Origin of the sequence: Dyella kyungheensis (assembly GCF_049913195.1) — a bacterium.
GTDB classification, from domain to species: domain Bacteria; phylum Pseudomonadota; class Gammaproteobacteria; order Xanthomonadales; family Rhodanobacteraceae; genus Dyella; species Dyella kyungheensis.
Genome location: NZ_CP183983.1, coordinates 272,031 through 291,415, shown reverse-complemented (window position 1 = coordinate 291,415; position 19,385 = coordinate 272,031). Strand labels below are relative to the sequence as shown.

The 19,385-nt window shown below is 66.1% G+C and carries 20 protein-coding genes; 12 read left to right on the top strand and 8 right to left on the bottom strand.

Going from position 1 to position 19,385, the window contains the following annotated elements:
• Positions 1 to 78: 78 nt before the first annotated feature.
• The 3 genes from ACN9MB_RS01195 to ACN9MB_RS01185 are packed head-to-tail and all read right to left on the bottom strand — an operon-like array spanning position 79 to position 3,313.
• A complete protein-coding gene (locus tag ACN9MB_RS01195; protein ID WP_426270480.1) occupies positions 79 to 1,677 on the bottom strand; it encodes a DHA2 family efflux MFS transporter permease subunit in 1,599 nt (532 codons plus the stop codon).
• Positions 1,674 to 2,777, bottom strand: a complete 1,104-nt coding sequence (locus ACN9MB_RS01190) for an HlyD family secretion protein (protein WP_239536086.1) — start codon at positions 2,775 to 2,777, stop codon at positions 1,674 to 1,676. The genes ACN9MB_RS01195 and ACN9MB_RS01190 overlap by 4 nt, the downstream gene beginning before the upstream one ends.
• Positions 2,774 to 3,313 (bottom strand): winged helix-turn-helix transcriptional regulator, encoded by a 540-nt coding sequence (locus tag ACN9MB_RS01185; RefSeq protein ID WP_426270479.1) that lies wholly within the window; start codon positions 3,311 to 3,313, stop codon positions 2,774 to 2,776. The genes ACN9MB_RS01190 and ACN9MB_RS01185 overlap by 4 nt, the downstream gene beginning before the upstream one ends.
• Before the next feature lie 204 nt (positions 3,314 to 3,517).
• Between ACN9MB_RS01185 and ACN9MB_RS01180 the strand changes: the two genes are divergently transcribed.
• Both ACN9MB_RS01180 and glk read left to right on the top strand, forming a co-directional pair.
• The gene (locus ACN9MB_RS01180) at positions 3,518 to 4,219 is read left to right on the top strand and encodes an SDR family oxidoreductase (RefSeq protein WP_426270478.1); all 702 of its coding nucleotides are present in this window, start codon (positions 3,518 to 3,520) and stop codon (positions 4,217 to 4,219) included.
• Between the two features lie 188 nt (positions 4,220 to 4,407).
• On the top strand, positions 4,408 to 5,430 hold the full coding sequence (gene glk, locus ACN9MB_RS01175) for a glucokinase (RefSeq protein WP_204637415.1): 1,023 nt from the start codon (positions 4,408 to 4,410) through the stop codon (positions 5,428 to 5,430).
• A gap of 26 nt (positions 5,431 to 5,456) precedes the next feature.
• Here the strand turns inward: glk and ACN9MB_RS01170 are convergent, their stop codons facing one another.
• Positions 5,457 to 5,762 carry a hypothetical protein gene (locus tag ACN9MB_RS01170; protein WP_426270477.1) on the bottom strand — a complete coding sequence of 102 codons (306 nt, stop codon included), beginning with the start codon at positions 5,760 to 5,762 and terminating at the stop codon, positions 5,457 to 5,459.
• Positions 5,763 to 6,054: 292 nt separating this feature from the next.
• Here ACN9MB_RS01170 and ACN9MB_RS01165 point away from each other — a divergent pair, with 292 nt between their 5' ends.
• Both ACN9MB_RS01165 and ACN9MB_RS01160 read left to right on the top strand, forming a co-directional pair.
• Positions 6,055 to 6,738 (top strand): HAD family hydrolase, encoded by a 684-nt coding sequence (locus ACN9MB_RS01165; RefSeq protein WP_426270476.1) that lies wholly within the window; start codon positions 6,055 to 6,057, stop codon positions 6,736 to 6,738.
• A gap of 173 nt (positions 6,739 to 6,911) precedes the next feature.
• Positions 6,912 to 7,238: a hypothetical protein gene (locus ACN9MB_RS01160; protein WP_204637412.1), complete on the top strand. Its 327-nt coding sequence runs from the start codon at positions 6,912 to 6,914 to the stop codon at positions 7,236 to 7,238.
• A 600-nt stretch (positions 7,239 to 7,838) separates the two neighbouring features.
• Here the strand turns inward: ACN9MB_RS01160 and ACN9MB_RS01155 are convergent.
• The 3 genes from ACN9MB_RS01155 to secB form a co-directional block, all read right to left on the bottom strand.
• The gene (locus ACN9MB_RS01155) at positions 7,839 to 10,865 is read right to left on the bottom strand and encodes a DEAD/DEAH box helicase (RefSeq protein ID WP_426270475.1); all 3,027 of its coding nucleotides are present in this window, start codon (positions 10,863 to 10,865) and stop codon (positions 7,839 to 7,841) included.
• A 134-nt stretch (positions 10,866 to 10,999) separates the two neighbouring features.
• On the bottom strand, positions 11,000 to 12,028 hold the full coding sequence (locus ACN9MB_RS01150) for an NAD(P)H-dependent glycerol-3-phosphate dehydrogenase (protein WP_204637410.1): 1,029 nt from the start codon (positions 12,026 to 12,028) through the stop codon (positions 11,000 to 11,002).
• A gap of 15 nt (positions 12,029 to 12,043) precedes the next feature.
• Positions 12,044 to 12,535, bottom strand: a complete 492-nt coding sequence (gene secB, locus ACN9MB_RS01145; protein WP_204637409.1) for a protein-export chaperone SecB — start codon at positions 12,533 to 12,535, stop codon at positions 12,044 to 12,046.
• A 310-nt stretch (positions 12,536 to 12,845) separates the two neighbouring features.
• On the opposite strand from secB, the gene rpmB reads away from it, so the two are divergent.
• The 4 genes from rpmB (at position 12,846) to ACN9MB_RS01125 (ending at position 14,350) form a co-directional block, all read left to right on the top strand.
• On the top strand, positions 12,846 to 13,082 hold the full coding sequence (gene rpmB, locus ACN9MB_RS01140) for a 50S ribosomal protein L28 (RefSeq protein ID WP_109127083.1): 237 nt from the start codon (positions 12,846 to 12,848) through the stop codon (positions 13,080 to 13,082).
• Positions 13,083 to 13,092: 10 nt separating this feature from the next.
• Positions 13,093 to 13,260 carry a 50S ribosomal protein L33 gene (rpmG, locus tag ACN9MB_RS01135; protein WP_008211962.1) on the top strand — a complete coding sequence of 56 codons (168 nt, stop codon included), beginning with the start codon at positions 13,093 to 13,095 and terminating at the stop codon, positions 13,258 to 13,260.
• Between the two features lie 138 nt (positions 13,261 to 13,398).
• On the top strand, positions 13,399 to 13,947 hold the full coding sequence (locus tag ACN9MB_RS01130; protein ID WP_426270474.1) for a DUF4166 domain-containing protein: 549 nt from the start codon (positions 13,399 to 13,401) through the stop codon (positions 13,945 to 13,947).
• Positions 13,937 to 14,350 carry a thiol-disulfide oxidoreductase DCC family protein gene (locus tag ACN9MB_RS01125; protein ID WP_426270473.1) on the top strand — a complete coding sequence of 138 codons (414 nt, stop codon included), beginning with the start codon at positions 13,937 to 13,939 and terminating at the stop codon, positions 14,348 to 14,350. The genes ACN9MB_RS01130 and ACN9MB_RS01125 overlap by 11 nt, the downstream gene beginning before the upstream one ends.
• A gap of 236 nt (positions 14,351 to 14,586) precedes the next feature.
• Here the strand turns inward: ACN9MB_RS01125 and ACN9MB_RS01120 are convergent, their stop codons facing one another.
• Positions 14,587 to 15,780 carry a DesA family fatty acid desaturase gene (locus ACN9MB_RS01120; RefSeq protein WP_204637406.1) on the bottom strand — a complete coding sequence of 398 codons (1,194 nt, stop codon included), beginning with the start codon at positions 15,778 to 15,780 and terminating at the stop codon, positions 14,587 to 14,589.
• A 175-nt stretch (positions 15,781 to 15,955) separates the two neighbouring features.
• Here ACN9MB_RS01120 and ACN9MB_RS01115 point away from each other — a divergent pair, with 175 nt between their 5' ends.
• Genes ACN9MB_RS01115 through ACN9MB_RS01100 form a run of 4 tightly spaced genes read left to right on the top strand, consistent with a single transcriptional unit; the run spans position 15,956 to position 19,336 of the window.
• Positions 15,956 to 16,708: an ABC transporter ATP-binding protein gene (locus tag ACN9MB_RS01115; RefSeq protein ID WP_426270472.1), complete on the top strand. Its 753-nt coding sequence runs from the start codon at positions 15,956 to 15,958 to the stop codon at positions 16,706 to 16,708.
• On the top strand, positions 16,705 to 17,490 hold the full coding sequence (locus ACN9MB_RS01110) for an ABC transporter permease (RefSeq protein WP_204637404.1): 786 nt from the start codon (positions 16,705 to 16,707) through the stop codon (positions 17,488 to 17,490). Before ACN9MB_RS01115 ends, ACN9MB_RS01110 begins: the two co-directional genes overlap by 4 nt.
• Positions 17,490 to 18,845 (top strand): GldG family protein, encoded by a 1,356-nt coding sequence (locus ACN9MB_RS01105; RefSeq protein WP_426270471.1) that lies wholly within the window; start codon positions 17,490 to 17,492, stop codon positions 18,843 to 18,845. The genes ACN9MB_RS01110 and ACN9MB_RS01105 overlap by 1 nt, the downstream gene beginning before the upstream one ends.
• Positions 18,842 to 19,336 (top strand): hypothetical protein, encoded by a 495-nt coding sequence (locus ACN9MB_RS01100; protein WP_426270470.1) that lies wholly within the window; start codon positions 18,842 to 18,844, stop codon positions 19,334 to 19,336. The genes ACN9MB_RS01105 and ACN9MB_RS01100 overlap by 4 nt, the downstream gene beginning before the upstream one ends.
• Positions 19,337 to 19,385 lie beyond the last annotated feature (49 nt).

Sequence of the window (19,385 nt, the reverse complement as noted above, 5' to 3'; positions counted from 1 at the left end):
CGACGCGACGTTGACCGTGACGCGTCGGAGGACGAAATCGAGGTAGTCATCGTGATGTCTCGGAGATAAGAAGGGAATTCAGTGCGCATCAGCGGAAGGCGCAGCCGGCGGCGCCACCTTGCGCATCAGCGGCACCATCGCCGTGGCGACGACGAAGCACAGGCCAATGGCGAGGAAAGCGTCGGCATACGACAAGGTCTGCGCTTCGCGATACGTCAGCAGCCACAACTGCCGCAACGAGCCGCCGGTGGCGTCGTCGATGTTCTGCCCGAGGTCGGCGATGTGGCCGGTGGTTTGCGCCAGCCAGCCGTTCATCGCCTCGTTACTGCTGTTGAGATGTTCGGACAGTCGATAGAAATGCAGGTTGGTGCGATCGTTGAGGATGGTCGCGCACACGGCGATGCCGATGGCGCCGCCCAGGTTGCGCATCAGGTTGAACAGGCCCGAGGCCAGCTTCAGCCGTTGCGGCGCCAGGCCGCCCAGCGTCAGCGTGACCGCCGGCGGCACCGCCAGCTGCTGCCCCATCCCGCGCAAGGCCTGCGGCAACAGCAGTTCGTGCGCGCCCCAGTCGTGCGTGATCGGGGTGAAGTCCCACATCGAGATCGCGAAGATGGCCAGGCCCGCCATCATGATCCAGCGCAGGTCGTAGCGCTTGGCCAGATAGGTGTACAGCGGAATGCTGAGGATCTGGAACACGCCGGTGGAGAACACCGCCTCGCCAATCTGCAAGGCGCTGTAGCCGCGCACGCGACCCAGGAACAGCGGCGTGAGATAGATGGTGGCGAACAGGCCGATGCCGGTGACGAAGGAGAAGAAGCAGCCCAGCGCGAAGTTGCGATCGCGCAGTGCGCGCAGATCGACGACCGGATGTTCGTAGGTCAGGCTGCGCGCAATAAAACCCACGCCCGCCAGCCCCGACAGCCACGCCGTGGTGAGGATCACCTGGTCGCTGAACCAGTTCCAGCGCGGACCTTCTTCCAGCGTGTATTCCAGGCAGCCGAGGAAGATCGCCAGCAACACCATGCCCAGGTAGTCGGCATGCCGCAGCAGGGAGTAATCCGAGCGGTCGATGTTGACCAGCATCGGCACCGCCACCGCAACGAAGATGCCGGGCACCAGGTTGATGAAGAACAGCCAGTGCCACGACGAATGATCGGTGATCCAGCCACCCAGCGTGGGCCCGAGCGTGGGCGCCAGCGAAGCGATGGCGCCGATGGTGGCCGCCGCGATCACGCGCTGCTTGTTCTGGAAGAACACGAACGCCGTGGTGAACACCATCGGGATCATCGAGCCGCCCAGGAAACCCTGCATCGCGCGGAACACGATCATGCTCTTGATGTCCCAGGCCATGCCGCACAGCATGCTGGTGATGGTGAAGCCCACCGCGGAGGCGGCGAACAGCCAACGCGTGGACATCACCCGCGACAGCCAGCCCGACAGCGGGATCACCACGATTTCGGCAATCAAATAGCTGGTCTGCACCCAGGCCGTTTCATCCGCGCCTGCGGACAAGCCGCCACCGATGTCGCGCAACGAAGCGGACACGATCTGGATATCCAGCAGCGCGATGAACATGCCCACGCACATGCTGGCGAAGGCGAACACTTTCTGCGCAACGCTGAGCATGGCCGGATCGATCGGCCCACTCATCGGCATGCTGGCCGCCCTGGCATTCATGGCGAGGCGACCCGACCGCGCGTATCCACCTCAGCCACGACCGACAGGCCCGGGCGCAGCACGCCGAGCGCATCATCCTTGCTGTCCAGCACCACGCGTACCGGTACGCGCTGCACGACCTTGGTGAAGTTGCCGGTGGCGTTTTCCGGCGGCAGCACGCTGAATTGCGCGCCGGTGGCGGGCGCGAGGCTGCTCAGGCGGCCGTGGAACACGCGGCCCGGCATCACGTCGGCGCGGATTTCCACCGCCTGCCCCGCGCTCATGCGTGCAAGCTGGTCTTCCTTGAAGTTGGCGTCGACCCACAGACCGTGCGCCGGTACCACCGACAACAATTGCGTGCCGGCCGCGGCGTAGGCGCCGGTGCGTGCGCGGCGATTGCCGACCACGCCATCCACCGGCGCGCGCAGTTCGGTATAGCCCTCGTTGAGTCGGGCGATCTCCTGCTCGGCCTTGGCCTGTTGCAATGCTGCGCGGGCCTGCAGTTTCTGCGACTCGATCACGTCGATCTGGCGCTGCGCGGCGATCAGCGCGGCTTGCGCCTTGTCCGAACCGGCGCGCGCCGTCTTGTAGGTGGCATCGGCTCGCTGCGCGCTTTCGATGGACACGGCCGAGCGGCTGGAAAGATCGCGATAACGCGCTTCGTCATCGCGCGAGCGCTGCGTTTCGGCAGCGGCGGCGGCGACGCTGGCCTGCGCCTGGCGAATCACCGCCAGCTGGAGATTTTCGGTGGCATCGAGATTGGCCAGCAGCGCCTGCTGCGCGGCGACGGCGCCATCGGCCTTGGCCAGCGCGGCACGGTAATCGCGATCGTCGATCTTCACCAGCAGGTCGCCGGCATGCACCACCTGGTTGTCGGTCACCGCGACCTGCGTGATGTAACCGGGCACCTTCGGACCGATCACGGTGACGTCGCCGCCCACATACGCATCATCGGTGTCTTCGATGAAGCGCCCGACGCTCCACCAGTGGCCGCCATAGACGACGCCGGCAATGACGGCTGCGCCGATGGCCAGACGCACCAGCGATTTCTTCTTGCTGCGTGGCGTGGATTCCGCAACGGCGGGACTGTCCGCGCGCTCGGCAACGGTAACGGCATTCATGGGAGTGACTCCGGAGGCTTGGTATCGGAAAGGGTCTGGCGCGCCTGTGCGCGCGAATGTCTGAAAGCGATGCGCGCACGCATGCGCTCGCTGGCCGCAGGGCCGGGGCGCACTTCGTGGCGTTCAGGGGTGATCGGTTCGCCGCTCAGGCGATCAACCAGTACCGGCTCCACCACCTGGCCGGACTGCTTGTCGATCAACTCGAGGGCCTGGCCCTCGGGCGCGAAATGGCGGTTGCCCCACGCCATCATCGACAGCAGGACGGGGCGGAAATCGCGGCCGCGTTCGGTCAGCAGGTATTCGTAGCGCACCGGGCGGGCGCTGTAGCGATGCCGTTCGAGCATGCCCGCTTCCACCAGCGTGGCCAGCCGGCGGCTGAGGATGTTGGGCGCGATCCCCAGGCTGGTCTGGAAATCGTCGAAGCGGCTCAGCCCGTAAAAGGCGTCTCGCAGGATCAGCATGCTCCACCACTCGCCGACGCGGTCCAGGCCGCGGGCGACGGGGCATTGCATGTTTTCGGCGGTGGTGCGGTGCACGCTGGCGAACCTTCGTTTCAGATGATGATCATCATATAAAGGGTAACTTGCGGAATGCAAGTGACTTTTCGTGACGACGGCGTGAAGAGCGCGACCTGCAAAAAATTTGTCGTCGTAGCCTTGAAAGGCCGCCCGCCATCCTTTATATGATGATCGTCATTCAAAATGATCAGCGCTCCCCTCCTCCTCCATCGGACATTCGCCATGAAAATCCAAGGTTCAACCGTTCTCGTCACCGGCGCCAACCGCGGCCTCGGCCTCGCCTTCGCCAAGGCCCTGCTGGCAGCAGGCGCACGCAAGGTCTACGCCGGCGCGCGCGATCCCTCCACCGTCACCCTGCCCGGCGTGGTGCCGGTGAAGCTGGACGTGACCAACGCGCAGGACATCGCAGCCGCCGCCGCGCTGGCTTCCGACGTCGACATCGTCATCAACAACGCCGGCATCACTGGCGACGTTGCGCTGCTCGATGCGAAGAACGGCGACAGCAACCTGCGCCGCATCATGGAAACCAATCTCTACGGCGTGCACGCGCTGAGCGTGGCGTTTGCCCCGGTGCTGAAGAAGAACGGCGGCGGCGCGCTGGTGAACATGCTGTCCGCCTTGAGCTGGCTGAGCCTGCCCAGCACCAGCGCCTACTCCGTCTCCAAGGCGGCCGCCTGGGCGCTCACCAACAGCCTTCGCAATGAATTGCGCGCGCAGGGCACGCAGGTACTCGGCATCCACGCCGGCTATATCGACACCGACATGGCGAGCCACGTCGATGGCCCCAAGACCAGCGCGGCCGACATCGCCAAGCGTGCGCTGGATGCACTGGAGCACGGCCAGTCCGAAGTGCTTGCGGATGACACCGCCAAGCAGGTGAAGGCCGGTTTCAACGCGACGCCGGCGGCCTATATCGGCGCCTGATCGGCGGCATCCGCCGCGGGCGAACCGCTCGCCCGCGGCGATCGTGTGCGCCGGACCTGTCTGGACGCCCAGAAGTCCGGCCATGCGGCGGCGAATGGCGAAAAAAAACGGTCTACGCTGCAGCGCAGTACTGGACGAAAAAGCCCGAGGGAGTCACGCTTACCGTCTCCCCAAGTGCAGGACCGTCCATGAGAACACCAGCCCGTGCCGCCCCGACCTTGCTTGCTGATCTCGGCGGCACCAACGTGCGATTTGCACTGGCTGATACGGGCCGCGCCAACCCGTTGATGGACGACAGCGTGCGGCGCTACCGCGTCAAGGATCACGACTCGCTGGCCGAAGCCATGCGCCAGTACTTCACCGACACCGGCCTCACCGCCACGCGCGCGATCATCGCCGCGGCCGGCCGCGTCAGCGACGGCGAGACGGTGAAGGTCACCAACAATCCCTGGCAGGTCGCCGCGCATGCGTTGCAGGCGGAGCTGGGCATGGAAGCGGTGCACCTGGTCAACGATTTCGCGGCGCAGGCGATGGCCGTGCCGCTGCATACGCACGACCAGCTTTCCTCGGTCGGCCCGCAGCCGATGCCGTCGCTGGGCACGCGCGAGCAGCAGACGTTCGTGGTGGTGGGTCCGGGCACCGGACTGGGCGTGGCCGGCCTGATGCGCCGCGACGGTCGCTGGATGGTGCTGGAAACCGAAGGCGGTCATGCCGGTTTCGCTGCGCACACCACCGAAGACGTGGAGATCCTGCATCGCCTCAACGCGCGTTTCGGCCGCGTCTCCAACGAACGCATGATCTGCGGCAACGGCCTGGTGAATCTCTACCTCGCCCTGGCCGACATCGCCGGCCAGCCGCCGGAGGAATACACGCCCGAAGACATCACCGCACGCGCCGAATCAGGCACCGATCCGCTGTGCGTGCGCACGGTGGAAACGCTGGCCGGCATCTTCGGCAGCGTGGCGGGCGACCTGGTCCTCAACCTGGGCGGCTGGGACGGCGTCTACCTCACCGGTGGCATGCTGCCGATCCTGCTGCCGTGGCTGAAGCATGGCGGTTTCCGCGAGCGCTTCGAGGCCAAGGGCCGCTTCCGCGAAACCATGGAACAGGTGCCCACCGTGGCGATGATGCATCCGGACCCGGGCCTGCTCGGCGCTGCCGCGCTGGCCGTGCTCGACGCCGGCAAGGCGCTGGTGCCCAACAACGGCTGACCTTGGGGCCAGCCGTTGGCTGGCACTCAAAGGTACTGACGCGTCACCACGACCTTGCGGCCACCGTCGGGCCGATCGACGAAGTAGTCGAGCATGGCGACGCCCGTGGCGCGCTGGGCGTTTGCCGTGTTCTCCGTATAGACGGAGCGCGTGCTGCCGCTGCCGCAGCTCCTCACGCTAGCCCGCGCACCGAGGGGTGCGCCGGGGGTGCAGGCCTCCTGTACGACGGCGCCGGTAAAGGTGAGTTGCGTATATCCCTCTTGCGCGCTCGCCGCACCCATGGCCATGAACGTCGCCACGCCTGCGGCTGCAAGCCACCTGTTCGTCTTCATGAAGTTCCCCTATTCGCGATGATGGTCGTCGCGCGTGCGATCTGCCGGGGATGTCCACGTGGTGATGGTCGCGAAGGGCGACGCGCGGTCTGACGACCGCGCCCCGCTGCGACGTGCGCTCCACCCCCCGGCTGGATGCGCTCGTTCGACGACCCACACGTTAGGCAGCCAGCGCGAGGTTTTCTGTCAGCGGACAAACGGCCCTACACCACAACGTGCGATGCATCACATTTTCCGGGGGCTGCCGACACGGGTGCTACGCTTGATCGACCTCCCCAGCTCGAGCGCTCCCATGGCACGCAGCGATACCGCCTTCCTGTTCGACCTCGACGGCACCCTGGTCGACAGCGTCTACCAGCATGTACTGGCCTGGAAGGAGGCGCTCGATCGCGAAGGCGTGGAACTGTCGGTGTGGCGCATCCATCGCAAGATCGGCATGAGCGGCGGCTTGTTCGCCAACATCCTGCTGCGCGAAACCGGCATCGAGATCACCGAGGAACGACTGGCGCGCCTGCGCACCTGGCATGCCGAGGCGTACAACCGCCAGGCCACCCAAGGCTCGGTGCGCCCGCTGCCCGGTGCGCGCGAACTGCTCGCTTTCCTGACCGACGCACAGATTCCCTGGGCCATCGCCACCAGCGGGCGCATGACCACGGCGGCGCACAACCTCGAAGCGCTCGGGGTGGATCCCTCCAAGGTGCCGGTGGTGACGCGCGACCAGGTGCGCCATGCCAAACCCGATCCGGATCTGTTCATCACCGCAGCGCAACGACTGGGCGTGGACATCCACTACAGCCTGGTCATCGGCGACAGCATCTGGGACATGCTCGCCGCGCAGCGCGCACGCTCGCTCGGCGTCGGCTTGCTCTCGGGTGGCTATGGGCAGGAAGAGCTGGAAGATTCGGGCGCGTTCCGCGTCTACGAGGATCCGGCGGATCTGCTCAAGCACATCGACGAAGTGGTCGCGCGCAGCTGAGAGCGACGAGTGAGGGAAAAGAAGTGAGGAGTGAGAAAAGTGCGGACCTGCTCTTCTCTCACTCCTCACTTCTCACTGCTGCTCTTAACTCGCCTTTTATGTTTGCCGCGGATTCATCGCCGCGCAGACACTTGCGCTAGTCTCGGGGAAGGATTCGCACTACCGGAGGGCTCATGCGCCGTTTCCTTGCCCTGCTCCCACTCGCGCTACTGGTTGCGTGCTCGCCCTCGTCGCCGCCACCCGATCAGAAGCCACCGCAACCCAAAGCGACTGCGCAAGCGACGCCGGACAATGCCGAGCTCGGTTCGCCGCAATGGTACCAATGGGTCGACGACCGCCTGCACATCAGCGACGACGGCCACGGCCCCGATCGCGGTTCATCGGAATGGAACAGCGCCGTGCAGCACAAGCTGGGGCAGGAAGCTCCGCAATCGCCACTAGGCTCGCCGCAATGGCAGCAGGCAGTGGATGCGCTGTTGCGGACTAGGCCGGCGATGTAGTGCACCACTCGAAAGAATAGTGCGCCACCCGTAAAGGAATTTTGTGGGAGCGCACTTGTGCGCGACAAACCGACGGAGCGATGCATCCAGGTGTGGCAGTCGCGCACAAGTGCGCTCCCACAGGAAAGCACACGCGTTCCCGCGAGCACAGCGCAATAACAGCAGGCAGTGGGCGCGCTGTTGTGATCAAGGGCCGGCGATGTAGCGCCAGGTGCAAAAGACCTTTGTGGGAGCGCACCCTGTGCGCGACAAACCTACGGAGCGGTACATCCCAGCGTGACTGTCGCGCACAGGGTGCGCTCCCACAGAAAATCACACACGTTCCCGCAAGTACGCCGCAGTAGCACCAAGCGGTGGATGCGCTATTGCGGATTAGCCAGGCGATGTAGTGCACCAGCCGTACAAGAATTTTGTGGGAGCGCACTTGTGCGCGACAGCCGACGGAGCGATACACCCAGGCGTGACTGTCGCGCACAAGTGCGCTCCCACAGAAAGCACACAGGTTCGCGCGAGCACCCGCCCCTCTCCCCGGCAGGGAGAGGGAGAAGTGCGGTGCATCGCTAGAAGCAGCGGCGGAAAACGCGCTAAAGAAAACAAAGATCAACCCGGTGCCAACAACGCATCCAGATCCGACTGATCGAAACTCAACTTCTCGCGGGTGCCCCCGCCCTCAAGCACCGCTTCGGCCAGCTCCGCCTTGCGCGCCTTCAGCTCTTCGATGCGCTCCTCCACCGTCCCGCCCGTAATCAGGCGGAACACGAACACCGGCTTGTCCTGGCCAATGCGGTGGGCACGATCCGATGCCTGCGCTTCCGCTGCAGGATTCCACCATGGGTCGTAATGGATCACCGTGTCGGCGGCGGTGAGGTTGAGGCCCACGCCGCCCGCCTTCAGCGACAGCAGGAACAGCGGCACTTCGCCTTCCTGGAACTGGCGCACCGGTTCGGCGCGATCGCGCGTTTCGCCGGTGAGCGTGACGTACGGAATGCGGTGGCGATCGAGCTCGTGCGCGATCAGCTTCAGCATCTCGGTGAACTGCGAGAACAGCAACACCTTGCGGCCTTCGGCGAGCAGCGCAGGCAACATGTCCATCAGCAATTCGAACTTCGCCGAATCGCGCACGCCACGCGCCGCTTCCAGTTTCACCAGGCGCGGATCGCAACACACCTGTCGCAGCTTCAGCAGCGCATCGAGCACCACGATGCCGCTGTGCGAAATGCCGCGCTGCGCGATCACCTCACGCAGCTCTTCGGCCAGCGACAGGCGTAGGCTTTCGTACAGTTCGCGCTGGCGGCCTTCGAGGATCACGCGGCGGGTGATCTCGGTCTTGGGCGGCAACTCGCTCGCCACCTGCGACTTCGTGCGGCGCAGGATGAAGGGCGCGAGGCGCCGGTTGAGGCGATCCTGGCATTCGGTGTCGCGATGACGCTCGATCGGCACGCGGTAGTGACGACGGAACGCACCTTCGTCGCCCAGCAAACCCGGCACCGAGAGATCGACCTGCGACCACAGTTCACCCAGATGATTTTCCAGCGGCGTGCCGGTGAGGCAGATGCAGCGTGGCGCGCGCAGGCTGAGCACGGCGCGGCGCGCCTGCGTGCGCGGGTTCTTTACCTGTTGCGCTTCGTCGAGCACGATCAGCGAGAACGGTTGTTTGCGCAGCGACACCACGTCGCGCGGCAGCAAGGCGTAGCTGGTGAGAATCAAATCGTGCGTGGCGATCTGCGAGAAATCGCCGCTGCGTTGCGGACCGTGCAGCGCCAGCACGCGCAGCGCGGGCGCAAAGCGGGCCACTTCGGCCAGCCAGTTCGGAATCAGGCTGGTGGGCACCACCACCAGCGCCGGCTCGGTGAGCGCGCCGCTGTCCTTCAGCGAGAGCAGATGGGTGATCAGCTGCAGCGTCTTGCCCAGGCCCATGTCGTCGGCGAGCACGCCGCCCACGCCCGCTTCGGCAAGCGCATTGAGCCAACGCAGGCCTTCGCGCTGATACGGGCGCAGTTCGACCGTGAGGCCATCGGGCACCACGTCGCTGGCGCGCTCGGCGGCGTCGCGCAGGCGCGCGGTGAAGCCGCGCAGTGCATCGGGTGCGACCAGTTCGCCGCCGGTAGGCAGCGCTTCGACCAGCTCTTCCAGACGGCCCGCCTGCACGCGCGGCAGATGGAGTTTCTTGCGCGGACGCTCGAGGTATTCGGCCAGCGGCGCCAGCAAGCCGCGCAGTTCCTTCAGTCGAACCGGCACGCGGCGGCGTTCGTCGACGGGCGCGTACCACACGGCGTCTTCCGGTTCGTTCGGTACCGGGCTGAGGTTCAACTGGTGATCGGCCAGCGCCTGCGCCACGGCGGGCAGCAGGTTGTGGCGCTTGCCTTCCACTTCGATGCCGATTTCCAGATCGAAGGCGTGGTCGTCGGTGTCTTCCACCGCGTTGCCGTACCAGCGCACCGGACCTTCAAGCACTTCGAACGGGAAGCTGGGTGCGTAATCGAGCACGAAGCCGTCCGCTTCCAGCTTGGGCCGCAACGCCAGCCAGCGCGCCGGCGTGTTCACTTCCAGCGCACCCGCGTAGCCCTTGCCCGGAAACAGCCAGGCGTCTTCGGGCAGCGTGTCGGCCAGATCCCAGGGCAGGCCTTCGGTATCCACACCCGGCGTGAGGCCGGCGCGTTCGAGCTGCTCCATCGCCGAGAGTTCTTCCGCGCGGCGGCGGATGATTTCGACCAGATGCCCGTTGCGCACGCGCCGCACCAGCGGCTCACCGCCACGGCCGGGCAGGCGCTCGCCGGCGTAGTCGAAGGCAAGGCGCGCATAGGCCAGCGGTGGCGTGCCGGCAGCAAGGCGCGCGTGGCGAGTGAGCGCGTGCAGCGTAAGCACTGGCTTGGGCGCGAGTTCCGCGCGACGCATTTCGCCCAGCACCTGTGGCAGCGGCAGACGATGCGAGAGACGGCTATGCGGCAGTGCGTTGCGCAGGATCTGGGCGTATTCGTGCTTCAACGCCGGCAGGTCCAGCCATGCCGTTTCTTCCAGCGGCGCATCCAGGTGGCCCATCTCCGCGCGCTCGGCGTCGAGATACCAGAGGGCATCGATGCGCAGCACGCGATGGTTGGTCGGCATGCACGGCTGCAGGCGCTGGCTGCCGTCGTTTTCCAGGTGCCACTGCCAGTTGAGCTGATGACCCTTGCCACGCGACAGCCGCAGGCCCGCCAGGCCGCCGAGGAAGCACGGCGTGGTGTCCAGGATTTCCGCCAGCAGGGCATCGCCCACATGCCCCGCCAGGCGTGCGTAGCTGCGGCTCTTGCGCAGCGTCTGCGGCAGGCCGAGCACGGTCGCGGCGAGGCGCTGTTCGTGGGGTTGCAGCGGCTGCTGCGAGAGATGCTTGCTGTCCAGCGGCGCGGGGCGCACGTAGCGGCCCTGCTCGGCCATGGCGAGGAGCACGGGCGCCACGTCCACGTGGGCGTAGGGCACGCCTTCCTCGGGCACCACGTCGATGAAGAAGCCGAGTACCTGCGGCTCCGGCGGCACGATCGGGGCGGGTAACGCCAGCAGCTTTCGCCAGACGCCGGGCAGCGGTTCGCTGCCGCCGTCGTCGTGTGGCGAGGTCAAACGCTCGTGCCGTTTATCGTCCGGTGACTGCATGCGCATTCGGTCCAGGGCGACCAAAAGATTCAGCTTAGCAAGGGTCTTGCGTGCGTGCGCGTCTCACGCTCCGGTTTTCTCAAAGCAGAGATGACAGGTATCTGTGAAGCGTTCAGCGTGAACGGACCAAAGGCTTACGCCGCCGGCGTGAACAAGCCCCGCGGATACTCCGGCTTCTGCTCACGGCTCATCAGCAACTTGAGCCCTTCGGCCGGCGTCACCTCGCCGTGCAGCACGGCGCGCACGCCGCTGCTGATGGGCAGATCGAGGCCATGCTTCGCCGCCAGCCGGGCCACTTCGTCCGCAGTGAGCACGCTTTCCACCACCTGTCCGATCTCGCGCACGGCCTCGTCGATGGCCTTGCCGCGACCCAGCGCCAGACCGAGACGACGGTTACGCGACAGGTCGCCGGTACAGGTCAGCACCAGATCGCCCAAGCCAGCCAGGCCCATCAATGTTTCCGGACGCGCACCCAGCGCCATGCCCAGGCGCAGCATTTCGTTCATGCCGCGGGTGATCAGGCCGGCGCGGGCGTTCAAGCCCAGGTCCATGCCGTCGGCCACGCCGGTGGCCACGGCCAGCACGTTCTTCATCGCACCGCCCAGCTCGGCGCCGAGCACATCGCTGCCGGAATAGGCGCGGAAGTTCGGCGCGTGCAGCACCAGCGCCATTTCATGCGCGAAGGCGTCGTCGTCCGAATGCACGGTGACGGCGCTGGGCATGCCCGAGGCCACTTCCTTGGCGAACGAGGGCCCGGTGACGACCGCCGCCGGACGACCCGGAAAGCGCTCGGCCACCAGCTCGTGCAGGAAGCGGCCCGTGCCGGGCTCGAAGCCCTTGGTGGCCCAGGCGATGCGGGCATCCGGCTCCAGGTACGGCTCGATCTCCTCCAGCATGGAGGCGAACGCGTGGCTCGGCACCACGATCAGCACCACCTGGGCGCCGCGAAGGGCGGCAGCCAGATCGGCCTCGTAGACCAGTTCCTGCGGGAGCTCGACGTCGGGCAGGTAACGCTGGTTGCAATGGGTTTGTTCCATTGCCTTCAGCGCGGAGGCATCGCGCCCCCACAGCCGGGTCGGCACCTGATTGCGGGCAGCCAAAGCGGCCAGCGCGGTGCCCCAGGAACCGGCACCGAGTACGGCCAGGGTTGGACGCTCAACCATGAGCAACGCCTTGGATCAGCTGTTGAGCGTCGGCACGGCGCTGCCGCCGAGGATGCGGCGCTGCTGTTCGGCGTACAGCGCATCGAAGTTGATCGGCTGCAGCAGGAACGGCGGGAAGCCGCCTTCCAGCACCAGCGACGACAGCATCTGGCGGGCGTACGGGAACAGCAGGTTCGGGCAGTAGCTGTTGAGGATGCCGGCCAGGTCTTCTTCCGAGAACCCGGCAATGCCGAACACGCCGGCCTGGTGCACTTCGGCCAGGTAGGCGGTGCGGTCGTTCAGCGAGCAGGTCAGGGTCAGGCTGAGCACCACTTCGTACAGGTCGTTGCCCATATCGGCGGACTTCTGGCCCAGGTTCAGCTGGACCTGCGGCTGCAGATCGGTTTCGCCGACCTCCTGGAAGATCTGCGGAGCGTTGGGTGCCTCGTAGGACACGTCCTTGATGTAGATCTTCTGCAGCACCAGCTGGGGCTGGCCGGCCTGGCCGTTGGCGGAGACGTCTGCCATGGGGTATTCCTCGTAAGTGTTCGGTGCGTGAAAACGCAAAGGGTTTGATTGTTCCATACATCCCCGCGGCCCGCCATGCGCCTGCATCCCCGAATTGGCCAAAGATTGCGCACCGCCCTGTTTTTCTGGGAGAATAGCCGGCTCGTCCATGCCGACCGACTCGTCGGGCACGTCCGCCACGCGATGCGGGCCTTACGGCAGACCACGAAAAGCACCATCTCCAGCATCGCGAGGCCTTGTGCCGCTGGGCCGATGCCGCCCTGGCTAACGGGTGGCAAACGCGCCTTTGGGCGCCTAACAGGAGGTCATCATGGCCCGTATTTGCCAAGTCACCGGAAAGGGTGTGCAGACTGGTAACAACGTCTCGCACGCAAACAACAAAACTCGCCGCCGCTGGTTGCCGAACCTGCATGAGCGCCGCTTCTGGGTCCCGAGCGAGAACCGCTGGGTGAAGCTGCGCGTTTCCAACCATGCCCTGCGCACGATCGACAAGAACGGCATCGAGTCCGTCCTCGCCGACCTGCGCGCCCGCGGCGAAAAGATCTGAGGATTGAGCCATGGCTAACAGCAAGCAAGACAAGATCCGCCTGATCTCTTCGGCCGGCACCGGCCACTTCTACACCACGCAGAAGAACAAGAAGAACACCCCGGAAAAGTTCGAGTTCAAGAAGTACGATCCGGTGGTTCGCAAGCATGTGATCTACAAGGAAGGCAAAATCAAGTAAGCCCGCAGGGTTTGTTTGACGCTTTCACGAAGAACCCGCCGCGAGGCGGGTTTTTTGTTGGGCCCGTGCCTGGCGACGGCACGCAGGCAAGACGCGCACGCTTGCTCTCGTCCACCCGCTTTCCGATGATGGCGTGCCATGTCATCACCGACCGCCCTGTTCCATTCGCTGCTGGAGACCACCGGCTGGTCCTGCCTGGCGCCAGCGGTGCAATGCATGCACGCCGAGGGCGCGGTGATCCAGGCCAGCGGCGAGGCCGACGTCGACGGTGCGCGCCACGCGTTCGCCCGACTGCTGCGGCGCCTGCTGACCCTGCCCGAGCCCGGCCCAGGCCAGCACATCGCGCTCACCATCGAGCGTCACGCCACCCACGAACAATGGACTCGGCGCTTCGCGCGCGGCTGCATGCGCTCGACCCTGCATCCCGACGGATCGACGTCACTGCGGGAGAGACTCGGCCCCGTGGCACTGCATTTCACCTTGCGCTGCGACGACAACGCCATCGACTGGCAACTGCACCATGTCACCCTGCTTGGCCTGCCGCTGCCGCGCGCGCTCTGCGGCCAGGTGCTGTCGCGCAGCGGCGCACGGGATGGCCGCTATACCTTCGAGATCGATGTGCACCTGCCCTTGCTGGGACAGTTGGTCGCCTATCGCGGCTGGCTGGAGATCGACCATGTCCGCTGAACTCGATCATCCCGTGATCGTGTTCGACGGCGTATGCGTGCTGTGCAGCCGCTGGGTGGATTTCATCCTGCGTCACGATCGAAGCGGCTGCTTCAGGCTGGCGGCCATGCAAGGGACCCAAGGGCGCGCCTTGCTGCTTGCGCACGGCCTGTCTCCTGACGATCCATCTTCCTTCCTGCTGGTCGATGGCGGACACGGTTACAGCGATACCGATGCCATCGCACGCGTCCTGGACCGCCTGGGCGGCCGGTGGCGTGCAGCTGCTAGCGCACTGCGTCTGGTTCCCAGACCACTGCGCGACCCTGCGTATCGCTGGCTCGCCCGCCATCGCTACCGCCTGTTCGGCAAGCGCCAGCAATGCCGCCTGCCCGAACCGGAGCAGGCCTGGCGCTTCATCGATTAGCCCGCGCATATTCCTGTGGGAGCGCACCCTGTGCGCGACCGCCACGCCGGGATGTACCGCTCCGTAGGTTTGTCGCGCACAGGGTGCGCTCCTACAGTAGATCGTCCCGCGATGGACCTCACTTCTCCCTCTCCCCGCCGAGGAGAGGGAGCAAGGCGCCAGCTCGGCAGGTTGTCGTCGCCCCATAAAAAAAACCCGCCTTTCGGCGGGCTTTTTCATTCCATCAGCGACAGCGCTTACGCGTTCGCCACCGAATAGCTCTTCAGGCGACCGGCAAATTCCTGCAGCGCGCGGATGCCACTCTGCTCGGCTTCGGCAATCCACTGCTGCAGACCCTTCAGCGCCTGGTCGGCGCCGCGCTGCTCCATCAGAGCGGCAAGGCGATTGCGGAAATCGCACACCGTGCTCAGCGTCGGGCGCTTGGCCAACACAGCCTGCATGCGGTCGCGGCCTTCGCTGTCCAGCCAGCGGCCACCATCGGCCAGCGCGCGGCGCATGCGGCGCGGCACCGACTTGATGCTGTCGCCGGCGTGCTGCGCTTCGTCGCGCAGGGTCGGCATGATCACGTTGCGGTAGTAGTCGGTCATCGCCGAGAAGCGGTGCGTCAGCACGCCCTTGAGCGTCTCGGCATCCGGCAGGTGCACGTTCGGACGGATGTCCAGCGTCGGCGCCACGCGCAGCACCTTGGCCAGACCCACGGCACGCAGCGCGCAGATCGCCGCCCAGCCGATATCGAACTCCCACTTGCGCAGGGCGAACTTGGCCGAGCTCGGGAAGGCGTGGTGGTTGTTGTGCAGCTCTTCGCCGCCGATCCAGAAACCCCACGGAATGAGGTTGGTCGCGGTGTCGGCGCTTTCGAAGTTGCGATAGCCCCACCAGTGGCCGATGCCGTTTACGAAGCCGGCCGCCCAGAACGGGATCCAGATCATCTGCACGGCCCACAGGGCAGCGCCGATCACGCCGAACAGGGCGAAGCTGATGAACAGCATCAGGGTCGGACCCCAGTACGGATGCGCGCCGTAGAGATTGCGCTCGATCCAGTCGTCCGGGGTGCCGCGGCCGTACTTCTCGAGGTCTTCCTTCACTTCGCTGGCGTCGCGGTACAACGACACGCCATCCCAGAAGACCTTCTTGATGCCGTAGATCTGCGGGCTGTGCGGATCTTCCTCGGTCTCGACCTTGGCGTGGTGCTTGCGGTGCACCGCCACCCACTCCTTGGTGACCATGCCCGTGGTGAGCCAGCCCCAGAAGCGGAAGAAGTGCGAAATGGACCAGTGCAGATCCACGCCACGATGGGTCTGGCAGCGATGCAGGTACAGCGTCACCGTGAAGATGGTGAGCTGGGTCATGACCAGCATGTAGATCAGCATGGTCAGCCAACCGGCATGCGTCAGGCCGTTGGACAAGAAGTTGAGTACTGCATCGAGCATGGGGAAACACCCAAGGTAATGAAAATTCAGTCTAAACGAGGGGTTTCCGTACCCGCCAGCATGGACCAGCAAAATATTGTCGCACCCATTTGCGGTGCGGAAGTTAATGTGCTGTGCCGCCCACTCGCGCCCTCTCCCGGTTGTATGAAATTGGGGCCGCACTGACAATCATGCAATGACCGCGCCTACCGTTGTATTGCAACTGGATCACATAACCCGACATCGCGCGGGGCGACCCGCCGTCGCCGATCTCAGCATTACGCTGGACGCGGGACAGGTACTGGGTTTGCTCGGGGTCAACGGGGCCGGCAAGAGCACCACCTTGGCCATGATTGCCGGTGCCCTGACGCCCGACAGCGGTGCCATCAAGCTGAACGGGAAGGACTTTCTGCAGCAGCCGGAGCTGGCACAAAGCGGCATCGGCTGGCTGCCTGAACGTGCCCCGCTGTGGCCGGAACTGACCGTGTCGGAACATCTGGACGCCCACGGCCGCCTGCGCGGCCTGGGTGGCGCGACGCTGGCCAAGGCACGCCAGCGCATCGTCGAGCGACTGGAACTTGGCGCCCTCTCGCGTCGGCTGGCCGGCGTTTTGTCGCAGGGCCAGCGCCAACGCCTTGGCCTCGCCTGCGCGGTGCTGCACGAACCGTCGCTGCTGGTGCTGGACGAACCGGCCAACGCGCTCGATCCGGTGCAGGTGGCCGCGTTGCGCGGGGTGATCCGCGAACAGGCCGCGGCCGGTACCGCCGTCATCCTTTCCACGCACCTGCTGGCCGAAGTCACGGCCGCCTGCGATCGCGTGGCGATCCTGCACGAGGGGCGGCTGCGCTACGACGGCCCCATCACCGACGGCGACCACAAGATGCTCGAGCAGACCTTCTTCGATATCGCCCTGCGCGGTGACGGCAACGACAAGGTGCAGGCCGCATGAGTGTGCTCGCCGTGACGCGGCTGGAGCTGCGCCGCCTGATCGTTCGTCCGCTTGCCTGGGTACTCGCCGCGTTGACGCTGGCGCAACTGGCGTGGCGCTTCACCTTGTTGCTGGGCGGTTTCCTCGCCGGGCAGATCAAGCTCGCCGCCCTGCCCGGTGGCCCGGGCTACAGCGACCTGGTGGGCGTGCCGATGCTCAGCAGCATCCTCACCGGCGGCATCCTGCCGTTCGGCGTGGTGGAACTGGCGCTGGTGATCGTGCCGTTGCTGACCATGTCCTCGCTGGCCGGCGAGCGCAGCAACGGCACGCTGCCGCTGTGGTTCGCCGCCGGCCTGCCGGCCTCGCGCATCGTGCTGGGCAAATATCTCGCGCTGATGGTGTGGCTGGTGCTGTGGCTCGCGCTTGCACTGGCGATGCCGCTGAGTCTTGCGCATGGCGTCGCGCTCGACTGGGGCAAGCTCGCCGCGGCGTCGCTGGGCGCGCTGCTGACGCTCGCCGCGCTGGCAGCCATCGGCGTGGCGAGTTCGGCGTATGCGTCGCATGCGTCGATCGCGGCCACCATCGCGCTCACCATCGGCCTTGCGTTGGCCGGCGTGAACATCGCCGTGCAGAAAGCCGGGGCCAGCAGTGGCGTGTTCAATTGGCTGGCACTCAGCGGCCATCTGGAGGACATGCTGCGCGGACTCGTCTCGCTGTCCGATGTGGCGTGGTTCCTGCTGGTGATCGCGGTGGCGCTGGCGTTGGCGACACAACGGCTGGCTGCCGAAAAGGAGCGTGGCTGATGGCGCGCTTCTTCCGACACGTGAATGGATGGCTATTCGCACTGGGCCTGTTGTTGGCCGCGGGCGCCGTCGGCTATCTCACCACCCGCCATGACCGTGTCAGCGACTGGACGTTCGGCGGACGCGCGAGTCTCTCGCCGGAAAGCCGCGCCGTGCTGAATGCGCTGCACGGCCCGGTGGACATCGTCAGCTATGCCAATCCGCAGGGCGACCTGCGCCACACCGTGGCCGGCTTCGTGGAGCGCTACTCGCGTGTGAAGCCCGATCTCACCGTCCGCTTCGTCGATCCGCAGCAGGATCCGGCCGCGATGCGCGAGCTGGGCATCACCGTGGATGGTGCGCTGATCCTGCATTACCAGGGCCGCGAGCAGCGCCTGGATGAACTCTCCGAGCGCAGCCTCACCAATGCGCTGGAACGTCTGGCACGTGGTGGCGAGCGCATCGTCGCGTTCGTTTCCGGCGACGGCGAGCGCAAGCCGGACGACAAGGGCAATGCCGACCTCGGCATGTTCATGGCGCAGATGGAAGGCCGCGGCATGCGCGCGGTGCCGTTGAATTTCGCGCAGGTCACGGCGGTGCCGCAGCACACCGACCTGGTGGTGCTGGCGAGTCCCGAACTGGCCCTGCCCGATGGCGCCGTGAAAGCGCTCAGCGATTACGTGAGCAACGGCGGCAACCTGCTGTGGCTGAGCGAGCCGGGCAACGACGACCTGCATCTGGCGCCGCTGGCCGATGCGCTGGGCATCCGCATCCTGCCGGGCGTGCTGGTCGACGGCCAGGGCGCGGCGCTCGGCTTGAAGGACCCGCGCATGCTGGCGCTGGGCGATTACCCGCAACACGCGATCACGCGCGGCTTCCAGCTGACCACCTTGTTCCCGCAGGTATCCGCGCTGGCCATGGCCGCGCGTACCGACTGGAAGGTGGCACCGTTCCTGCGCTCCAGCGCGCAGAGCTGGACCGAGTTCAAGCCGATCGACAACACGCAGGCGTCGTCGATCCAGTTCGACGCCAGCGCCGGCGAACTGAAGGGTCCGCTGGATTTCGGCTTTGCCCTCAGCCGCCTGTCGCCGAGTCCTGAGAAGGCCGAGCAGCGCGTGGTGGTGATCGGCGATGGCGATTTCCTTTCCAACACCTTCCTCGGCAACGGTGGCAACCGCGCGCTGGGCGAACGCATCTTCGACTGGCTGCTGGGCGACGACGCACTCGTCAACCTGCCGCCGCGCGGCGCTCCGGACCGCCTGCTGCAGATCACCCAGGCGCAGCTGAGCATCGTGACGCTGGGCTTCCTGGTGGTGCTGCCGTTGCTGCTGCTGTTGATCGGCGGCTTCATCGTCTGGCGCCGTCGTCGCGCATGAAGCGGGCGAATCGACAACGTGCCTGGCTTGCCATCGGCATCGTGGCGCTGCTGGCCGCGACCGTCTGGCAGTGGCGACAGGATCGTGCGCAGGCCACCGGCACGCTGCTGAGGCTCGATCCGTCGAGCGTGGACTCGGTGGCGCTCGCCATCGGCAGCGGCGCCACCGAACACTTCGCCCTGCGCGAGGGCCACTGGTGGCGCACCGATGGCACCCCCACGCGCGCCGACGATGGCCGCCTGAGCGAACTGGCCGATACGGCCGCCGCTGCCGTGCTGAGCTGGCGGCCACTGGACGATTTCGATCCCGCCAAGATCGGGCTGGCCACGCCCGTGGCGGTGCTCACGCTGGATGGCCAACGGCTGGAGTTTGGCGAGACCTCGGTGACCGGCCCGCAGCGTTACGTGCGAGTGGGCGACCGCGTCGCGTTGATATCCGTGCGCTATACGCCGCGCGGCGCCACCAGCGAGGCCAAGCAGCTCAAGCAGTGAATGGTGCGAGGTATGGCACGCCCGCTCCTCTTCACCCACTGCTGCCCTG